The organism is Candidatus Poriferisocius sp. (assembly GCF_965219775.1).
Classification (GTDB): Bacteria; Actinomycetota; Acidimicrobiia; order Acidimicrobiales; family Bin134; genus Poriferisocius.
On record NZ_OZ244793.1, the window covers coordinates 2,522,638 to 2,540,509 of the forward strand.

The 17,872-nt window shown below is 68.4% G+C and carries 17 protein-coding genes; 14 read left to right on the top strand and 3 right to left on the bottom strand.

Annotated features, from left to right (window positions below):
- The first annotated feature begins 115 nt into the window (after window positions 1-115).
- From ACOQPQ_RS11390 to ACOQPQ_RS11400, 3 genes are read left to right on the top strand one after another with little or no spacing between them, the layout of a single operon-like run.
- Entirely contained in the window at window positions 116-1,081 is a 966-nt protein-coding gene (locus ACOQPQ_RS11390) for an alpha/beta fold hydrolase (protein ID WP_420639548.1), read from the top strand.
- Complete coding sequence (locus tag ACOQPQ_RS11395) at window positions 1,081-2,034, top strand: alpha/beta fold hydrolase (protein ID WP_420639549.1); 954 nt, start codon at window positions 1,081-1,083, stop codon at window positions 2,032-2,034. The genes ACOQPQ_RS11390 and ACOQPQ_RS11395 overlap by 1 nt, the downstream gene beginning before the upstream one ends.
- On the top strand, window positions 2,031-3,215 hold the full coding sequence (locus ACOQPQ_RS11400) for a DUF1214 domain-containing protein (RefSeq protein WP_420639550.1): 1,185 nt from the start codon (window positions 2,031-2,033) through the stop codon (window positions 3,213-3,215). Before ACOQPQ_RS11395 ends, ACOQPQ_RS11400 begins: the two co-directional genes overlap by 4 nt.
- A gap of 66 nt (window positions 3,216-3,281) precedes the next feature.
- Here ACOQPQ_RS11400 and ACOQPQ_RS11405 read toward each other — a convergent pair whose 3' ends face one another.
- Window positions 3,282-4,040 (bottom strand): SDR family NAD(P)-dependent oxidoreductase, encoded by a 759-nt coding sequence (locus ACOQPQ_RS11405; protein WP_420639551.1) that lies wholly within the window; start codon window positions 4,038-4,040, stop codon window positions 3,282-3,284.
- Window positions 4,041-4,162: 122 nt separating this feature from the next.
- On the opposite strand from ACOQPQ_RS11405, the gene ACOQPQ_RS11410 reads away from it, so the two are divergent.
- The 5 genes from ACOQPQ_RS11410 (at window position 4,163) to ACOQPQ_RS11430 (ending at window position 10,277) form a co-directional block, all read left to right on the top strand.
- Complete coding sequence (locus tag ACOQPQ_RS11410) at window positions 4,163-5,431, top strand: sulfotransferase family protein (RefSeq protein ID WP_420639552.1); 1,269 nt, start codon at window positions 4,163-4,165, stop codon at window positions 5,429-5,431.
- A gap of 70 nt (window positions 5,432-5,501) precedes the next feature.
- The gene (locus tag ACOQPQ_RS11415; protein ID WP_420639553.1) at window positions 5,502-6,176 is read left to right on the top strand and encodes a PaaI family thioesterase; all 675 of its coding nucleotides are present in this window, start codon (window positions 5,502-5,504) and stop codon (window positions 6,174-6,176) included.
- A gap of 41 nt (window positions 6,177-6,217) precedes the next feature.
- The gene (locus ACOQPQ_RS11420; RefSeq protein WP_420639554.1) at window positions 6,218-7,588 is read left to right on the top strand and encodes an aromatic ring-hydroxylating oxygenase subunit alpha; all 1,371 of its coding nucleotides are present in this window, start codon (window positions 6,218-6,220) and stop codon (window positions 7,586-7,588) included.
- Window positions 7,585-8,670 (top strand): phosphotransferase, encoded by a 1,086-nt coding sequence (locus ACOQPQ_RS11425; RefSeq protein ID WP_420639555.1) that lies wholly within the window; start codon window positions 7,585-7,587, stop codon window positions 8,668-8,670. Before ACOQPQ_RS11420 ends, ACOQPQ_RS11425 begins: the two co-directional genes overlap by 4 nt.
- 113 nt (window positions 8,671-8,783) lie before the next feature.
- The gene (locus tag ACOQPQ_RS11430) at window positions 8,784-10,277 is read left to right on the top strand and encodes an ATP-binding protein (RefSeq protein WP_420639556.1); all 1,494 of its coding nucleotides are present in this window, start codon (window positions 8,784-8,786) and stop codon (window positions 10,275-10,277) included.
- 47 nt (window positions 10,278-10,324) lie between these two features.
- Here ACOQPQ_RS11430 and ACOQPQ_RS11435 read toward each other — a convergent pair whose 3' ends face one another.
- Entirely contained in the window at window positions 10,325-11,506 is a 1,182-nt protein-coding gene (locus ACOQPQ_RS11435; RefSeq protein WP_420639557.1) for an amidohydrolase family protein, read from the bottom strand.
- A 35-nt stretch (window positions 11,507-11,541) separates the two neighbouring features.
- On the opposite strand from ACOQPQ_RS11435, the gene ACOQPQ_RS11440 reads away from it, so the two are divergent.
- From ACOQPQ_RS11440 to ACOQPQ_RS11450, 3 genes are all read left to right on the top strand, one after another.
- Entirely contained in the window at window positions 11,542-12,717 is a 1,176-nt protein-coding gene (locus ACOQPQ_RS11440; RefSeq protein ID WP_420639558.1) for a TauD/TfdA family dioxygenase, read from the top strand.
- Between the two features lie 49 nt (window positions 12,718-12,766).
- Window positions 12,767-13,654: a 3-keto-5-aminohexanoate cleavage protein gene (locus ACOQPQ_RS11445; protein WP_420639559.1), complete on the top strand. Its 888-nt coding sequence runs from the start codon at window positions 12,767-12,769 to the stop codon at window positions 13,652-13,654.
- A gap of 85 nt (window positions 13,655-13,739) precedes the next feature.
- Window positions 13,740-15,413, top strand: coding sequence for an N-acyl-D-amino-acid deacylase family protein (locus ACOQPQ_RS11450; protein WP_420639560.1), 1,674 nt, complete (start codon window positions 13,740-13,742; stop codon window positions 15,411-15,413).
- A 34-nt stretch (window positions 15,414-15,447) separates the two neighbouring features.
- On the opposite strand, the gene ACOQPQ_RS11455 is transcribed toward ACOQPQ_RS11450, so the two are convergent.
- Window positions 15,448-16,038 (bottom strand): orotate phosphoribosyltransferase, encoded by a 591-nt coding sequence (locus tag ACOQPQ_RS11455; protein WP_420639561.1) that lies wholly within the window; start codon window positions 16,036-16,038, stop codon window positions 15,448-15,450.
- 291 nt (window positions 16,039-16,329) lie between these two features.
- Here ACOQPQ_RS11455 and ACOQPQ_RS11460 point away from each other — a divergent pair, with 291 nt between their 5' ends.
- The 3 genes from ACOQPQ_RS11460 to ACOQPQ_RS11470 all read left to right on the top strand — a co-directional run bounded on the left by ACOQPQ_RS11460 (window position 16,330) and on the right by ACOQPQ_RS11470 (window position 17,808).
- Window positions 16,330-17,103: a hypothetical protein gene (locus ACOQPQ_RS11460; RefSeq protein ID WP_420639562.1), complete on the top strand. Its 774-nt coding sequence runs from the start codon at window positions 16,330-16,332 to the stop codon at window positions 17,101-17,103.
- A 76-nt stretch (window positions 17,104-17,179) separates the two neighbouring features.
- Window positions 17,180-17,404, top strand: coding sequence for a CopG family transcriptional regulator (locus ACOQPQ_RS11465; RefSeq protein WP_420639563.1), 225 nt, complete (start codon window positions 17,180-17,182; stop codon window positions 17,402-17,404).
- Window positions 17,405-17,433: 29 nt separating this feature from the next.
- Window positions 17,434-17,808, top strand: a complete 375-nt coding sequence (locus ACOQPQ_RS11470) for a type II toxin-antitoxin system VapC family toxin (RefSeq protein WP_420640401.1) — start codon at window positions 17,434-17,436, stop codon at window positions 17,806-17,808.
- The last annotated feature ends 64 nt before the right edge of the window (window positions 17,809-17,872 follow it).

Below are 17,872 nucleotides of genomic sequence, written 5' to 3' on the forward strand. Positions count from 1 at the left end.
GCACCAGGCCCAAGGAAGACTTCCGCCACCCTCCCCGCCCGCTCCTACTTAACCATGGCGGGCGCGCTTTCGACGTTGGTTGGGGGTTGGGGTTGCGGCACTAGGCTGGCGGGCCGTGTCTTCCATTCGGCCTGAACAGCCACCCACGCCGCCCCCGGACGCTTTTGCCGTGCATCGGGCTCTGGTGGACGGCGACCTCTCGTTGGCCTACATCCGGGAGGGCGTGGGCGGCTACCCCTTGGTACTGGTCCACGGCTATCCCGAGACCAAGCGCATTTGGTGGCGCAACATCCAACCGTTGGCCGACGCCGGTTACGAGGTGATCGTGCCCGACCTGCGGGGCTACGGCGACTCCGACCTGTCGCCCGACGACCGCTACGACCTGGTTCTGTACTCCCGGGACATCCACACCCTGGTCCACGACGTGCTCGGCCACCAGCGGGTGGGCCTGCTCGGGGGCGACGTGGGCGGGGTGGTCATCGCGGACATGGCCAACCGGTGGCCGGAGTTCGTCGACCGGATGGTCTTCTTCAACACCGTGGCCCCCTTCATGGTCGACCACGTGGACTGGTACACCGAGCGGGGCCTGCCGCTGAACCCCCTGCCCCACGGCCCCACCGGCGACTACCGGGTCCGCCAGGGCCGCGACCCCGACCAACTCCGGGCCGACCTGGACACCCCAGAACGCCGTCGCCGCTACGTGCGGGACTGCTACGAGCACCGGTTGTGGGCCTCCCCCCATTCCTTCGACGACCACGACATCGACTTCATGACCGAGCCGTTCGCCGACATAGAGCGGCTGGCCGCCGGCTGGTCGGTGTACCAACTGGAGTACGGCCGGCCCATGAGCGAGCCCCCGATGTTGGGCACCCCGGTGCAGGCCCCCACCCTGATCCTCTACGGCCCCGACGATCAGGTGGTGCCCAAGGACTTCCCCAAGCGCTGCGAGATCGCCTTCGCCAACCGGGTGGGGCCGGTGGTGATCCCGGAATGCGGCCACTTCCTGCAATGGGAACGAGCCGACGTGCTCAACGAGCTGGCCACCTACTTCTTTGCCGACCTACGGGAAGCCCGACGCTGATGCACCTGAACGAGTTCGCCGCCACCGCCGAGCCGTTGGACATGACGGCCACCGCCGAGTTCGAGAGCCTGTGTGCCAGCGCCGCCGACCTGGGCATCGCCCACGGCGACGATATCGCCTACGTCTCCCGCAACATCGTCGCCCGCCACCAGCGGTTTCACTTCCTGGAATGGGGCCACCCCGATGTCCCCACCGTGCTGCTGCTGCACGGTGGCAACCAGTCGGCCCACTCCTGGGATCTGGTGAGCCTGGCTTTGGCCGACCGCTACCACGTGCTGGCCCTCGACCAGCGCGGCCACGGCGACAGCGAATGGGCCCGAGACGCCGACTACTCCTCGGGGGCCATGGCTGCCGACGCCGCCGCCTTCTGCGCCGCCCTGGGGGTGACCGACCCGGTGGTCATGGGCCACTCCATGGGAGGCATGAACACCATGCGGCTCACCCTCGATCACCCCGAATTGGCCTCCGCCATCGTGCTGGTGGACATCGGCCCGGAGATTTCCGAGGTGGGCACCCAGGTGATCCGCACGTTCGTTACCGAGAACCGGGAGTTTCAGGACCTCGACGACTTCGTGGCCGCCGTGCAGAAGTACGACCCCTACCGCAGCCGGGAGCACATCGAGCGCACCGTGAAGTACAACCTGCTCCAGCGGGTGGACGGCACCTTCATCTCCAAGGTGGACCACGGCCCCCGGCTGGCCTCCGGTGCCGAGCACCGACGGGCGGGCGACCGATTCAGCCTGGCCGACGCCGGTCGCATCACCCAGCCGGTGCTGCTCGTGCGGGGGGCCGACTCCTGGGTGCTCACCGCCGACGCCGCCGAACGGTTTGCCGACGCCTTGCCCAATGGCACCCTGGTGACCGTGCCCGATTGCAGCCACAACGTCCACGGCCAGAACACCCCCGGCTTTCTGGCCGAAGTGGAAGCGTTTCTCGGGAGTCTGTCGCCATGAGCCGGCCCGACCCCGACATCGAGGTGGCCCTGGCCGCCTGGGAACAGTGGTGCGAGCTGCTCAAGCGATTGGGGGGCGACGTGGTGGCCCCGCCCTACCCCGCCCACGACGGTGGCGGGCTGGAGATGCTGGAACACCTGGTCGACAACGTGGTGGCGTTCGGCGCCTGGGAGGTGCTCCACGCCGACCCCACCCGCCCGATGTTCAGCCGCCAGAACGACCTCATCACCCAGTGGGGCGGTCCCAACGCCGACAACGTGTACCGCCACGCCCGCATCGAGCCCGGCCGCCGCTACCGGATCCACGGCAACATGCACGGCTGCGACGATTTCATCCTGGCCCTGCGGGCCGGGTTCATGCACAACGACGTCTGGGGTACCAAGGCCACGGTGACGGCCTCCGAACTCGGGCTCAGCCGTCACGACGACTTCGAGATCCTCCTGGGGGGCAACGATCCCGGCGCGGTGGCCATCCCCGACGGGGTGTTGTCGGCCTCCATTCGGGAGTACTACTTCGAGTGGACCGCCGATGAGCCCGCCTTCGTGACCATCGAGTGCCTCGACCCCGAGCCCGCCCCGGTGCTCGACGGCGCCACCTTCGCAGAGCGCGTGAGCCGGGCCGGGATGCAAATGACCGATTCGATCGAGCGGTGGAACGCCTACATGGTGGTGAACCGGGCCGAACGGACCGACAACACTTACACCAACCGCACCCTGGAGGTGTCCAAGGGGCTGTCGATGGCCCGCTACGAGTTCTGCTTCTGGGATCTGGCCCCCGACCAGGCCTTGATCGTGACCGCCGACGTACCTGAAGCCCGCTACTGGGGGGTCCAGCTCTACATGATGGGCACCTTCGAGCTGGTCGACTTCTACGGGTGCATCTCCAGTCGCAACCAGACCCAAACCCAAGTGTCCGCCGACGGCACAGTGCGCTACGTGGTCAGCGCGGCCGACCCCGGTGTGGCCAACTGGCTGGACACCACCGGTCGCCAAACCGGGCTGTGTACGCTGCGCTGGTTCTGGCCCACCGGGGAGAGGGCCATGGCCCCCACCACCGAGGTGGTGGCCCTGGACGAGGTGGCCTCCTCCCTGCCCGACGACCATCCCATGGTCACCCCCGCCGAGCGGTCCGCCGAGTTGGCCGCCCGCCAAGCCCACCTCCGCCACCGCTTCCGCACGTAGCCGGCCCTCTGGGTTGCCGTGCCCCGAGGCAACGGCCCGCGGGAGCCCCCGCGGGCCGAGCACTCGTCAGGGACGCATGAGGCCGCCGCCGTCCACCTGGAAGGTCTCCCCGGTGACGTACTGGCTGGCATCGGACAACAAGAACCCGATCACCGGGGCGATGTCGGCCACCGGGTCGCCGTCGCGCCCCAAGGGGTGGTTGTCGAACAGGGCCTGGTAGGCCGCCTGCCGGTCGGGGTCGTCGTCGGGCGGAGCCCGGTGGGCCACCGAGGCCGGGTTCACGCAGTTCACGGTGATGCCGTCGCGGCCCCATTCCCGAGCCGCCGTTCGGGTCAGCGAGCGGATGGCCTCCTTGGCCGCACCGTAGGGGCCGTAGCCCGGGCCGCCGGTCAGCCCCATGGTGGTCCCGAAGGTGATGATCCGGCCCCGGCCCTGGGCCGCCATGTGGGGATGCACCTCCTGCATCAACCACAACGTGCCCTTGGGTCCCGTGTCGAACAACAGGTCCATGTCCGACTCGTTGACCGCCAGCAGCGGCATGGTCGGACGAAACGACTGGGCGTTGGCCACCAAACCGTCCACCGTGCCCCACCGGTCCACCGTGCGCTGCACCACCTCGACGGCGTGGTCCCGGCTCCCCACCGATCCGGCCACCGCCTCCACCTCACCGCCTCGGGCCCGCAGCTCCGCCGCGGTGGCCTCGATCCGCTCGGGCTTGCGGCTGGTGACCGTCACCTTGGCCCCCTGGTCCACCAGATACTCGGCGATCCCCCGGCCGATTCCCTTCGAAGCACCGGTGACGATCACGACCCGCCCATGCAGCATCGCCTGAGCGTACTCTTGTCGCCAGTGCCTACCTGGCAACGGCCTCGAAGCAGGCGATGTGAATTGGTCTTCTGATCCTGGAGCAGCCGGGCGCCGCCACCCCGGCTCTCCGAGCAGCCACCATGAGCTGGTCGCCTGATCCCCGCCCCGATTGGGTGGTCGCCGTCAACCGGGGCGACGCCGGACCGGTGGTCGAAGAGGCCCGTCGCCCCTTCGACCCGGACGTGCTCATGGCCGAAGCCCTGGTCCGCCAGGGTCGGGCAGCCGATGACCGCGCCGCCCTGGGCGACGACGCCTTCGTCGAGCCGCTGGCGCTGTTCTGCCACGGGCTGGAGCAGGAGGCCGACCTCACCCTGATGGGGCGGTGGATGTCGCGCCGCATGATCCTGCGTCTCCTGGAGGTCCGCATCCACCTGACGGACCACCTGGCCGCCGATCCCGGAACCGGAGAAGAGCCCATCGAGGCACCCATCTTCGTCATCGGCGCCCCCCGCACCGGTACCACGGTGATGCACGGCGTCCTGGCCGTCGATCCCGCCCACCGGGCCCCCGAGGGTTGGGAGCTGTTGCGCCCCGTTCCCCCACCCCACCCCGACCCCGACATCCGGGCCACCGACCCCCGCATCGCCCTGGCCGGGGCCGAGCTGGTGATGCCCCAGACGGTGGCCAGCGGGCTGTTGGCCATCCACGAGTACTCCGGGCGGATGTACAAGGAGTGCCTGTCGGCCATGTCGCTGGAGTTCCGCTCCGAGGAGATGGTGAGCCGTACCGACGTGCCCACCTATCAGGCCTGGCTGGAAACCGCCGACCTGCGCCCCGCCTACCACACCCACCGCCGGGTGTTGCAGGTGCTGCAGCGGCGGATGCCCGGCCGCCGCTGGGTGCTCAAGTCGCCGGCCCATCTGCAGGGCACGGCCGCCCTGCTCGAGGTGTACGACGACGCCCGCTTCGTGATCACCCACCGCGACCCCACCGCCATCTTGCCCTCGGTGACCAGCCTCATCGCCACCATGCGCTGGGCCCACTCCGACCGGGTGGACTTTGCCGCCATCGGCCGCTACCACCTGGAGCTGTACGCCCGCAGCTTCGACAACCTCATCGACCTGATCGACGCCGGCCGGCTCCCGTCCGACCGCACCGCTCAGGTGTCCCACCGGTTGGTCAGCACCGACGGGGTGGGTGCCGCCCGCTCGGTGTACAGCCAGCTCGGCATGGAACTGACCCCGGAGGCGGAGGCGGCCATGGTGGACCGGGTGGCGGCCACCCCCCCTGGCAAGCACGGTGCCCACCGCTACGAGTTCGAAGACCTGGGGCTCACCCAGGCCGAGGTCCGGGCCCGCTTCGCCCGCTACATCGACCGATTCGACATCCCCGTGGCCGACCTTGCGTAATCCAGGCGATGGCTGAGCACCCCGAGATGGCGTCGGCGTACCGGCTGGCCGACCTTGCGTAATCCAGGCGATGGCTGAGCACCCCGAGACGGCGTCGGCGTACCGGCTGGCCGAGTTGCTCGGTGATCTGCCCCACCCCGACGATTTCGGCCCCGAGGCCTACGAGTTGGTAGAGCGCACCCGCGACCTGGTGGCCGCAGTGGCCGCCAACGACGCCTCCCCCGAGACCCGGGCCGACATCGCCGCCACCCTGGCCGACATCGTCACCCGCCTGCGGGCCGCCGTTCGCCAACCTCACATCGTGGTGGCCCGCGACCACCACGGCACCATCTACAACCTCACCCAGGCCGGTTCGGGCCTGCTCAATCCCCACGCTCCCCGCCTGATCTTCGACCCGGTGCCCCCACCACCGGCCGACGCCGAGCCCCGCCCGGTGGAGATGCGGGCCACCGTCACCCTCACCGAGGCCCACTCCGGCCCGCCCCATCGGGCCCACGGCGGGATCGTGGCCGCCATCTTGGACGAGGCCCTCGGCACCGCCGCCACCCGGGCCGGGGCCACCGGCCTCACCGCCGGCATCAACGTCCGCTACAAGGCCGGCACCCCCCTGCACACACCGCTGGAGGTCACCGCCCGCTACTCCCACACCGAGGGTCGAAAGCACATCGCCACCGGCGAACTCCGCTCAGGCGACACCGTGTGTGCCACCGCGGAGGCCGTCTTCATCACCGAGGCGCGCTCGTAGCCTGACCCCGCTCACCGGCACGGTGTGCCACGATGGTCGCCATGGTTGATGTCGCTGCGCCGGACGAGGCCGAGATTCTGGGCACCGCGGTCACCGCCTCGGGATTGGCCGCCGAGGCCCCGGTGAAGATCCCCGTGGAGCGCTACACCTCCCCGGAGTTCGCCCAACTGGAATACGAGCGGCTGTGGCCCAAGGTGTGGCACGTGGCCTGCACCGTGGATCACGTGGCCAACCCCGGCGACTGGTTCGAGCACCGCCTCGGCCCCTACTCGGTGCTGCTGGTTCGGGGCGACGACGGAGTGCTGCGGGGCTTCCAGAACGTGTGCCGCCATCGGGGCAACCCCATCGCCCTGGGCTCAGGCACCGAGGCCCGAGAGCTGCGCTGTCCCTACCACCGCTGGGCCTGGGATCTCACCGGCAAGCTGCGGGAAATCCCCTCCCGGCGGGGCTTCGGCCCGATCAGCAACGACGATCTGCCCTTGATCCCCGTCCGGGTGGACTCCTGGGCCCGGCTGGTGTTCGTCAACCTCGACGTCCATGCCGAACCGCTGGCCGATTGGCTGGAGGGCATCCCCGACGACATCGCCTGGGCCAACCTGGAGGAGTTCCGGGGCACCTACTCCACGGTGACCCCGGTGAACTGCAACTGGAAGGTGGTCAACGAGGGCTTCTCCGAGACCTACCACGTGCAGGGCCTGCACCGGGAGATGCTGGGCAGCATCGACGACGTCAACTCCCCCCAGCGCATCTGGGACCGCCACAGTGCGTCCTACCAGCCCTACGGCGTGGCGAGCCCCCGCCTGGGCCGCAACGTGGACGACCAAACCGTGTGGGACTCCTTTGTCGTCACCCAGGGGGGACGCATGGGCCCGGACCACACCGAGCCCGGCCCCGCCCCGGCGGTACCCGACGGCCAAACCCTCCAGGACGTGATCGCCCAGAAGATTCGCGACCACCAGGCCACCCAAGGGGTGGATCTCTCGGGCTACGACACCGCCCAGATCACCCACCTCAATCAGTACAACCTGTTCCCCAACACCACGGTGCTGATCAGCGCCGAGCTGTTCACCGTGCTCACTGCCCGTCCCGGCGCCCACCCCGACGAAGGCGAGCTGGCCACCATCCACCTCCGCCGGATGCCGTCGGCGGATGCCCCGCCCACCACCCCGGTCCACGTCACCGTGCCCATGGACCAGGCCGACTTCGGGTTCGTGCTCAACCAGGACTTCAGCGTCATCGCCACCATGCAGGCCGGACTGCGCCAACCCGGCTTCACCCACGTGTGGCTGTCGGGGGAGGAGTGCCGCATCATCAACATGCACCGCCACCTGGAGCGCAGCCTCGGCTTGGCCCCCGGTGGTTGGACGCCGGTCGAATCGGGGTCGGCCAACGGGCCCGGCCCAGCCCGGTGAGCCTGCCCAGCCATCCCGAGGCCATCACCCCCGACTGGCTCAACGAGCAACTCTCGCAACGACACCCCGGTGCGGTGGTCACTGCGGTGGAGGTGCTGGCCGTCCACGCCGGCACCAACGCCAACGCCCGGCTGGGCCTGACCTACCACGGCGACCCCGGCCTGCCCGCCACCATGTTCGCCAAGCTGCCCCCGCTGGATCCCGACCGCCGGGCCCAGATCAACCAAACGGGCATGGGTCGCCGGGAAGCCCTGTTCTACCAACGGCTGGCCCACCGGGTGCCCATGGAGACCCTCACCCCCTACGTGGCCGCCTTCGACGACGACACCGGGGCCTTCGTGCTGCTGCTGGAAGACCTCGAAAACTCGGCCAAATCCCTGCCCGACCCCATCGCCGGCGTCTCGGTGGACTACGCCGCCACCGCCATGGACCACTTCGGGGAACTCCACGCCCGCTACGAGAGCGCCGACCGCCGGGCGGCCGAGGCCGACTGGGTGCCCCCGGCCAACCGGGGCGGCAGCGACTACGGCGCCCGACTCCTCCGGTACGGGCTGGACCACCACCGCGACAAGCTCTCCGACGCCTTCGCCGAGATATCCGAGCTGTACATCCACCACACCACCGCGCTGCACCGGCTGTGGGTGCCGGGCGAGATCGGGGGCCCGGCCACCCTTCTTCAGGGTGACGGCCACATCGGGAACCTGTTCGTCACTGAATCCGGCGGGCCGGGATTCTTGGACTGGGGCCTGGTCAACGTGGGCGCCCCCATGCGCGACGTGAGCTACTTCCTCAACATGTCGCTCGATCCCGCCGACCGCCGCCGTTGCGACCGGGATCTCATCGGGCGCTATCTCGACGCCCGGACCACCCACGGCGCCCAACCCATTTCCTACGACGACGCCTGGCTGGCCCACCGCATCCACGCCGCCTACACCGTGCCCGCCAGTTGCCAGGTGGTCACCTTCCCCGACGACGCCTCCGAGGGCCGCCGCCGCTTCGCCGCCGCCTTCCTGGCCCGAGCCGAAGCCGCCCTCGCCGACCTCGACCCCCTCCCCCTCCTCCGCGACGCCCTCACCCCCTGACCCCCCATAAGCCACCCACCCCGGCCCAGGTGTTTGTTATTTGGCCAATAACCCTCACCCAGTGAGGGTTAGAGATATACAATAAGCCTCACAAGGAAGGAAGAGGCTTGCTTATGCCCGAGTCAAGGTCCAAGGATCTCCAACTGGTTCTTCAGGAGCAGAACCTGTGGCGGAGCCAGGGTCGCGTGCCCGGTGCGTTGGCTCCTCCGGTGGAGCGGCCGCTGGCTCGCCACCTGTGGCAAAGACTCCTGGCGGACGAGCCTCACCGCTACCAACTCATCCTGGGACCCCGCCGCGTCGGCAAGACCACCGTGCTGTACCAAACGGTGGCCCGTCTGCTGGCCGCTGGCGTGGACTCCTCGCGGATTTGGTGGATGCGGTTGGACCATCCGGTGTTGCTGCGCGAGGAGTTGGGCGATCTGGTGCGCCTGGCGGTGGATTCCAGCGGTGCCTCGACAGCCCGCCCGGTGTACCTGATGCTCGACGAACTGGTGTATGCCCAGGATTGGGACGGCTGGCTCAAGACCTTCTACGACGAGCAGTGGCCGGTTCAGATTGCCGCCACCTCCAGTGCCACGGCCGCCCTCCGCCGTCGGCGGCTGGAGAGTGGGATCGGTCGGTGGGAGGAACAGCACCTGACGCCCTATTCGCTTCCCGAGTTCTTGGACCTGATGGCCGGTTCGCCGGTGCTCGAGTGGGAGAACGTGGCCGGCGAGACGCTGGGTGAGGCCATGCAAGCCGTGTCTTCAATTCCGGACAATGCCGGTGTGTTCCCGGAGGGCCGTCGGCGGCTCCTGATGACGGGAGGATTCCCGGAGCTGCTCCGTTCGGCCGCGAATCGCACCGACGACGGCTACCAGTACTCCGACGTCGATCTGGTGTTGCTCTCACAGCAGGTGTTGCGATCCGACGCCGTGGAACGCACGCTCTACAAGGACATCCCCCAGTCGTTCGGTGTGGACAATCCAATGATGCTGGAGCGGCTCCTGTATGTGGTGGCCGATCAGCCCGCCGGCCAACTTTCCCCCCAGAACATCGCCAGCGACCTGGACATGGCCATCCCGACCGTTGAGCGCTACCTGAAGTACCTGGAGCACGCGTTCCTGATCTTCATGCTCCCCAACTACTCGGGCACCGAGGCCGCGGTCCAGCGCCGGGGCCGAAAGCTGTATTTCGTGGACGGCGCGGTCCGCAATGCCGCTCTGCAACGGGGTGTGGCCCTCCTCGAGGACCCCAACGAAATGGGGCGGCTCTCGGAGAACCTGGTGGCCACCTCGCTTCGCTCCCTGGCGGCCCACAGCGGTGTTCGCTTGTACCACTGGCGAGAGGGGAAGAAGGAAGTGGATCTGATTTACGATGATCCACGGGGATCGCTGGCCTTCGAAATCGCCTCGTCTCCCCGCCACAGCCGTGCCGGCCTGCAGGCCCTGATCAATCGGCATCATCGCTTTCGGGGACGCTGCTATCTGGTGGCCCCGGACCTTCCGGTGATTCCGGCCGATTCCGACGAACAGGGCATCGGCTCGTTCCCACTGGATTCCCTTTTGGTGGCCATCGGTGCCCAGTCCCACCAGGCCATGTTGCGCCGGTTGGGTGCCAAGAGCTGAAGCCCATCGGCGGCGAGGGAGTTGTCGCCGGGCCTTGTCGGGTTGGTTCAGGCCACCTTCATGAGGTTGGCCATGTTGGCCCCCATGACTTTGCGGACCTGCTCGTCGGGCAGGCCGTCGAGTTGGTCCACGAACGAGAGCGGGTCGGCCATTCCCTCCACGTGGGGATAGTCCGAGCCGAAGACCACGTTGTCGACGCCCACCACCCCGATGAGCCCCACCGGGTCGTCCTCGTGGAAGGGGTGGATCCAGATGTTGCGCTTGATGACGTCCACCGGATGCTCCTCCCAGGCCTGGGGCATCCGCTGGTAGCACGTTTCCAGGTGGGCCAGCAGCGGTCGCACCCAGGAGCTGCCGTTCTCGATGATGGCCACCCGCAACCTGGGGTGACGGGTGAGGGCACCGTGGGCCACCCAGGAGGTGACCGCGTCCTCGATGGCCCGGTTGTGCATCACCGACGTCTGGAACAGCGACTGGTTGAATGCCATCATCTCGCCGCTGACGCCCTCCCATTCATTGGTGAACCGGGTGTAGCCGCTGTCGGAGGCGTGCATGGCCACCAACACGTCCAGCTCCACCACCCGCTCCCAGAACGGGTCGAACTCCGGCAGGGCGAACGACCGGGGGCCCCGCAGGCCGGGAGGCGGGGCCGGGCGGATGAGCACCGCACGGGCCCCCCGCTCCGCGCACCACTCCAGTTCCTCGATGGCCCGCTCCACGATGGGCAAGGTCACGATGGGCACCGGGAAGATTCGCCCCTCGTAGTTGAACGTCCAGTGCTCCAGCATCCACTGGTTGAGGGCGTGGATCACGATGTGGCATTCGTCGGGAGCGTCCCGGAAACGCTCCTCCACCAGCGACGCCAGCGTGGGGTACATCATGGCGTAGTCCAAGCCCAGCTCGTCCATCAGCTCCAGCCGGGGCTCGGGGTCGAAGAAGGCGGGCAAGGCATCCATGGGCTTCATGATCTCCCGCCGGGACTTCCCCTCCGGGTTGCCGTGCCGGAAGTACTCCTCCTGGGCGCCGGGCGAGCCCACCCGCTGGAAGGTCGGGTTGGGGATGTAGTTGCTGATCTTGCCCCGCACCAGGATCTTGGTGCGGCCGCGGTGGTCGATGTAGTCCACCAGCCCCCGGTGGGAATCGGGCAGGTGCTTGGTGAGCGCCTCGGTGGTCTCGTACATGTGGTTGTCGGCGTCGAAAACCGGGAAATCAAGCTGGCGAGAAGGCATACCCCTCATCATATTGCTGGTGTACGCTCTTGGCGATGGCCGGGCCGCTCACGCCGGACTTCTATCGCTATGAGTGGCATCCACTGAGCGGTGTTCGTCTCGACGGCGAGTTCGTGGTGGCCGGATGGGCCGACGGGGCCGAACTCCGCTGCTTTCGCTGGTGGCTGGCCGAGCATCGCGACGTGGAACCCTCCTCCCGAGAGGGCCTGCTCGAACCGTGCGACTTGGGTGAACACTGGCGGGTGGCCGACGCCTGGGTGGAGGCGGACGGGGCCATGGGCGTGCGTTGGGCTCACGACGGGGTGTTGTCGCGCTATCACCCTGGTTGGCTCCGCCACATCGCCGACGGGCAGCACCTCCCATCCAGCTTTCTCCCGTCTCCGATTCCGTGGGACGCCGCCACGCTGCCCGAACCGGTCACCTATCACGGCCCGACGGTGCTGGCCGATCCCGAGACCTTCCGGTTGTGGCTGAACGACTTGGTGGCCTACGGCCTGACCCGTCTGACCTCGCTGGCCGTCGATCCTGATGAACTGGAGTGGGTGGCCCGCCGAGTGGGCGTGCTGCGGGACTCCAACTTCGGCCCGGTGTGGGACATCGAGGCCGTGCCCGTTCCCACGTCCACTGCCTACATGAGCATCGGGCTGGGTCCTCACAGTGACTTCCCCTCACTGGAGACGCCACCGGGTTTCCAGTTCTTCCACTGCCTCGACAACTCCTGTGTCGGTGGGGCCAGCCAGATGACCGATGGGTTGGCCGTGGCCCTGCACCTGGAACAGCACGACCCCGACGCTTACGAGGCACTCACCACGCTGTGCTGGGTGCATCACGGGCGGGGCGCCGAAGTGGATTGGCGCTGGTCAGGGCCGCTCATCGACTGGGGCGTGGCCGGGTCGCCCATCACCCTGCGCACCTTCTACCCGGTACGCACTTTTCCCGACATGGCCGACGAGGACGTTCCCCGGGCCTACCGGGCGGTACGGACATTGGGCTGCTTGGTTCGAGATCCGCGATTTCAGATCACCTACAAGTTGTCCCCGGGCGACTTGGCGGTGTTCGACAATCGGCGGGTGCAGCACGCTCGGGAGCCGTTCGACGTCTCCTCCGGTCGCCGCTGGTTCCGGGGGTGTTACGTGAACAGCGACGACGTGTACTCCAAACTGCGCATCCTCAATCGTCGAGCGAAGGAAGCCGAACCGGTCCCCGCATGACAACTCCGCACCCCGGACAATCCATGTCCCACAGAAATCCGAGTGTCCCATGACAGGAGTGTTCATCACCTGCGCCGTCACCGGCAGTGGCGACACCACGTCCAAATCCCCCCTGGTGCCCGTCACCCCCGCGCAGATCGCCGACTCGGCCATCGGCGCCGCCGACGCGGGGGCGGCCATCGTCCACATCCACGTCCGCAACCCCGACACCGGCGAGCCCTCCCGAGAGGTGGAGCTGTACGCCGAGGTGGTGGAGCGCATCCGGGCGTCGAGTACCGACGTGGTGCTCAACCTGACCTCGGGCATGGGCGGCGACCTCACCCTCGGCTCCGCCGAAGCGCCCCTTCCCCTCGACGACGCCGGCACCGACATGGCGGGTGCCACCGAGCGGTTGGCCCACGTGCAGGAGCTGATGCCGGAGATCACCACCCTGGACTGCGGCACCATGAACTTCGGCGAGGGCGACTACATCATGGTGAACAGCCCCTCGGTGCTGGAGGAAATGGCCCGGCAGGTGCAGAAGCTGGGGGTGCGCCCCGAGATCGAGATTTTCGACACCGGCCACCTCTGGCTGGCCAAGCGGCTGGTGGACAACGGTCTGATCGACGACCCGGTCATGGTGCAGTTGTGCATGGGCATTCCCTGGGGGGCGCCCGACGACCTCAACACCTACATGGCGATGGTCAACAACCTGCCCGACGACTGGGTGTTCTCCGCCTTTTCGCTGGGCCGCAGCCAGCTTCCCTATGTGGGCTTGGCCGCCATGACCGGGGGCAATGTGCGGGTCGGACTGGAGGACAACATCTACCTCAGTCGGGGCCAGTTCGCCACCAACGCCGACTTGGTGGCCCGAGCGGTGACCATCCTCGAGGCCATGAACTACGAGGTGCTCGGGCCCGAAGCGGTTCGCGACGAACTGCGACTCACCCGACACTGATCCTGGCCCCGGTGCCGGCCCCGGCGCCGCTGCTTGCCGACCGGCGCTCGCCGCCCACCGGTCGGCGCACCACTACATTGATGACGTGGACGTGCAACTGGCCATCCGGGGCGGCACCGTGGTGGACGGCACCGGCGGTCCGCCCCGGCGAGCCGACGTGGGCATCGCCGATGGCCGGATCGTGGCCATGGACGACACCGTGGCCGCCCCCACCGAGATCGACGCCACCGGGCGGCTGGTGTGCCCCGGTTTCATCGACTGCCACACCCACTACGACCCCCAGGTGCTGTGGGACCCGTGGCTGTCGCCCTCGTGCTGGCACGGGGTGACCTCGGTGGTGGCCGGGAGCTGCGGCTACAGCATCGCCCCCACCAAACCGGCCGATCGGGCCTCGCTCATCCGCACCCTCGACAAGGTGGAGGACATGCGGGTGGCCACCCTGGAAGCCGGGGTGAGTTGGGACTTCGAGACCTACGGCCAGTATTTGGGGGTGATCCAGCGCCGGGGCCTGGCCGTGAACTTCGGCGGCTACGTGGGCCACACCGCGGTGCGGCTCTACGTGATGGGCCAGGCCGCCTACGAGCGGGAGGCCACGCCCGAGGAGATCGACAAGATGAAGGCGGTGGTGGCCGAGTCCATCCGGGGTGGTGCGCTGGGGTTCTCCACCGATCGGGCCGGGTTCCATCTGGGCGACGGCGGCCGTCCGGTGCCGTCGATCGCCGCCTCCCAGGAAGAGACCGAAGCCCTCATCGGGGTGACCGCCGAGATCGGCCGGGGTGTGGTTCACGTGGCGCCGGGGGAGAACTACCGCTGGGTGTACGACCTGCAGCCCGAGCTGGGGCGGCGGCTGAACTGGTCGTCCATCCTCACCTACCCGGCGGCCGCCTCCTCACGGGCCGACTACCGCACCAAGCTGGCCGACCACCTGGCCGCCCGGGCCGCGGGGGCCGACGTGTGGGTGCAGGTCACCTGTCGCCCCATCACCCAGCACGTCACCATGATCGAACCCACCCCCTTCTACACCATGGGTGCCTTCAAGGAGTTGGTGGCCCTGGCCCATGAGGACCGCCACCGGCTGTACGCCGACCCCCGGTGGCGGGCCCGGGTGCAGGCCGACCTTGACGCCAATGGGTTGCTGGCCTCCCGCTGGGACACGCTGGCCGTGGTGGAGGCCCCCAACCAGCCCGACCTGGAGGGCCGAACCGTGGGGGCGGTGGCCGCCGAGCGGGGCTGTACCCCGTGGGATGCCATGTGCGACATCGCCTTGGCCGACCACCTGTTGACCCGCTTCGAGATCACTTTCGCCAACGACGAGATCGACGGGGTGACCGCCCTGATGCAGGCCGAGGGGGCGGTGATGGGCCTGTCCGACGCCGGGGCCCACGTCGGCCAGATCTGCGACGCGGTGATGCCCACCGACTTCCTGTCCCGATGGGTACGGGACCGCCAAGTGATGAGCCCGGAAGCCGGCATTCACAAGCTCACCGGCGAGCTGGCCGAGATGCTGGGCCTGGCCCCCGATCGGGGATACCTGCGCCCCGGTGCGGTGGCCGACATCACCGTGTTGGACTGGGACCGCCTGGCCGTCGGTCCCATCCGTCGGGTCAACGACATGCCCGCCGACGGCGAGCGCCTGATCGCCGACGCCCCTTCGGGCATCGACCACATCCTGGTGGCGGGCACCCCCACCCGGCTGGACGGTCAGAGCCTCCTCGACCGGCTCGAAAGCCTTCCCGCCACCACCCTGCGCTCCGCCTGAGGGGCGCTCGGCCTGAGCGAGCGGGCGTCCGGCCTCAATCGGGCGGGATGACCGGCTCGATGTCCAGATCGGCGTAGGTCAGGAGGGGAAAGTAGGGCACGCCCAACTCCCCGTAGCTCTGCCGGGCGGTGTCACCCCGGTCCACCACCGTGGCCACGGCCACCACTTCGGCCCCGGTGTCACCCACGGCCCGGTAGGCCTTCTGCGAGGAGCCCCCGGTGGTGGTGGCATCCTCCAGGAGCAGCACCCGGTGTTCCGTCCCGAGGGGCGTGCCCTCGATGAGCTGGTTGGTTCCCCGGTTCTTCGGGGTCTTGCGGATGGAGAACCAGTGGCCGCCGGTCTCCGCCGCGATGCCCACCGCCAGCGGATCGGCACCCATGGTCATGCCCCCGGCGGCGTTGAAGTCGATCCCCGCGGTACGCACCCGTCGAACGATGGCCCGGCACGCCACCTGGAGGTCGGCCCAGCGGCAGAGCGCCAGCTTGACGTCGATGAAGTCGTTCGACATGGCCCCGCAGGCCAGCTCCACCGGCTCATCCAGCCGCCGCAGCCCCTGTCGCCGGATGATGCCCAGCAGGGCCTGATGGTCGTTGCCGCCTGCGTGGCCATTGCCCTTGTCGCCCACGCCCTCAGGTTAGCCGGCCCAACCGTTCGAGTCCGCCCATCTCTGGAAAGTGAAAATACATGGAAATAAATGAGATTTCCACAAGCGATCCCCAGGGAGGCCCCGCTAGGGTCGGCCTCAGCTTCCCCCTTCTTGAAACTTCCGAAGGGAGGAGCCTTGGCTGCTCCGCCTGTCATCTCTACCTGGGCCCCGTGGTGGACCCAATCACAACGCCGGGACTTCCTGGACCACGTCGAGGCGGTCGTACAGGGCCGCTTCGGCGATCACACCCTCGATGAGGACGAGGGCACCGTGACCGTCGAGAGGATGGACTGCGTCTTGGGTCTGTCCAACTTGGCGCAAACTTGCCGTGCGGCCGAGCCCGAGGAGTGGCGGATCATCATCTACGGCCACGTGGCCCGGCTCGACGACTTCGCCCCCGAACTGCTGTCCAAACGGCTGGAGGACTACGAGCGTCTCCAACCCGATCTGCGGGTCCGGGTGGTGGGCGATCAGCACCTGTGTCACATCGACGCGGTGCGCGACCCGCTGCCCCTCGGCCTGTTCGCCTGCCTGGCGGTGGACCTGAACGGGGCCTCCTGCCCGGTGGACCGCAGCTACTTCAGGGAATGGGGGGTGGACCACGGCGAGGTGATGGCCGGTGCGCTGGCCAACACGCTGATGGGCGCACCGCTGGCCGCCGAAGAGGACACGAAGTCGAACGGCCACTATCGGGTGCTCACCGGTGACTCCCTGTTCGTCTCCGGCCACCTCCTCGACTTTGCCCGCACGATTCCCGACGTCGGCCCCCTGGGAGCGGTGGTCACCGTGCCCGCGGCCCACACCGTGATGGTGTGCCCGGTGGAGCTGAACGAGCAGTTCGTGGATGATTCGGCGTCCATGCTGGCCGCCAGCTACGTCCGCTACCTGGCCGGTCCCAACTCGGTCAGCCCCAACGCCCTGTGGTGGCGCCCCGATCACGCCCTGGTCGGCTTTGCCCGCCTCGACAACCAGAGCTTCGAGCTGGTGGCCCCCGAACCCCTCCGCAACCAGCTCTGGGAAGGCAGCGGCAAGGCCATTCCGTAGGCGGGCCCGGTTGTGCCGAACACCTCGTGCCGAGTCTCTGCGGCTGCCACCCTCTGCGAAAAGTATGCTGGCATACATGAAGCGCACGACGGTGAAAGTTCCCGACGAGGTGGATGCTCGACTCCGGCATGAGGCTCAGCGGCGAGGCATCACCATTTCCGAGTTGACCAGGGAAGCGCTACAGGCGCACTTGGGGATGCAGAGGAGGTTGGGTGCAGCGGCCGCGGGGCGCAGCGGCCATCGCGACATATCCGAGCGAATCGAGGAGATTCTCGCCAGAGAGGTTGCACCATCGCACTGATTGTCGACGCCGGTCCGCTGTACGCCTACATCGACGCCGACGACCGGCACCACAAGGCCAGCCTTGATCTGCTGCTGACGCATCCCGGCCCTCTCGTCGTGCCGACGTTGGTGGTCACCGAAGTCTGCCACCTGGTGGGAACCCGTCTGGGGTCCAATGCCGAGGTGCGCTTCCTGGGAGATCTTGCTTCGGGCCACTTGGGGGTGGAACCAGTGGCGGTCGGCGACTGGCTGCGCATCGCGGAACTCGTCCACGAGTACCGTGATCTTCCTCTCGGCACAGTCGACGCTTCGGTTGTGACTGTCGCCGAGCGCCTCGATGCGCACACTGTGGCAACCATGGATCGCAGGCACTTCTCGGTGGTCAGACCCCGGCACTGTCCGTCATTCGACCTCCTACCTTGATCGCGGGCGGCGGGCCGAACCCCTCCGCAACCAGCTCTGGGAGGGCAGCGGCAAGGCCATTCCG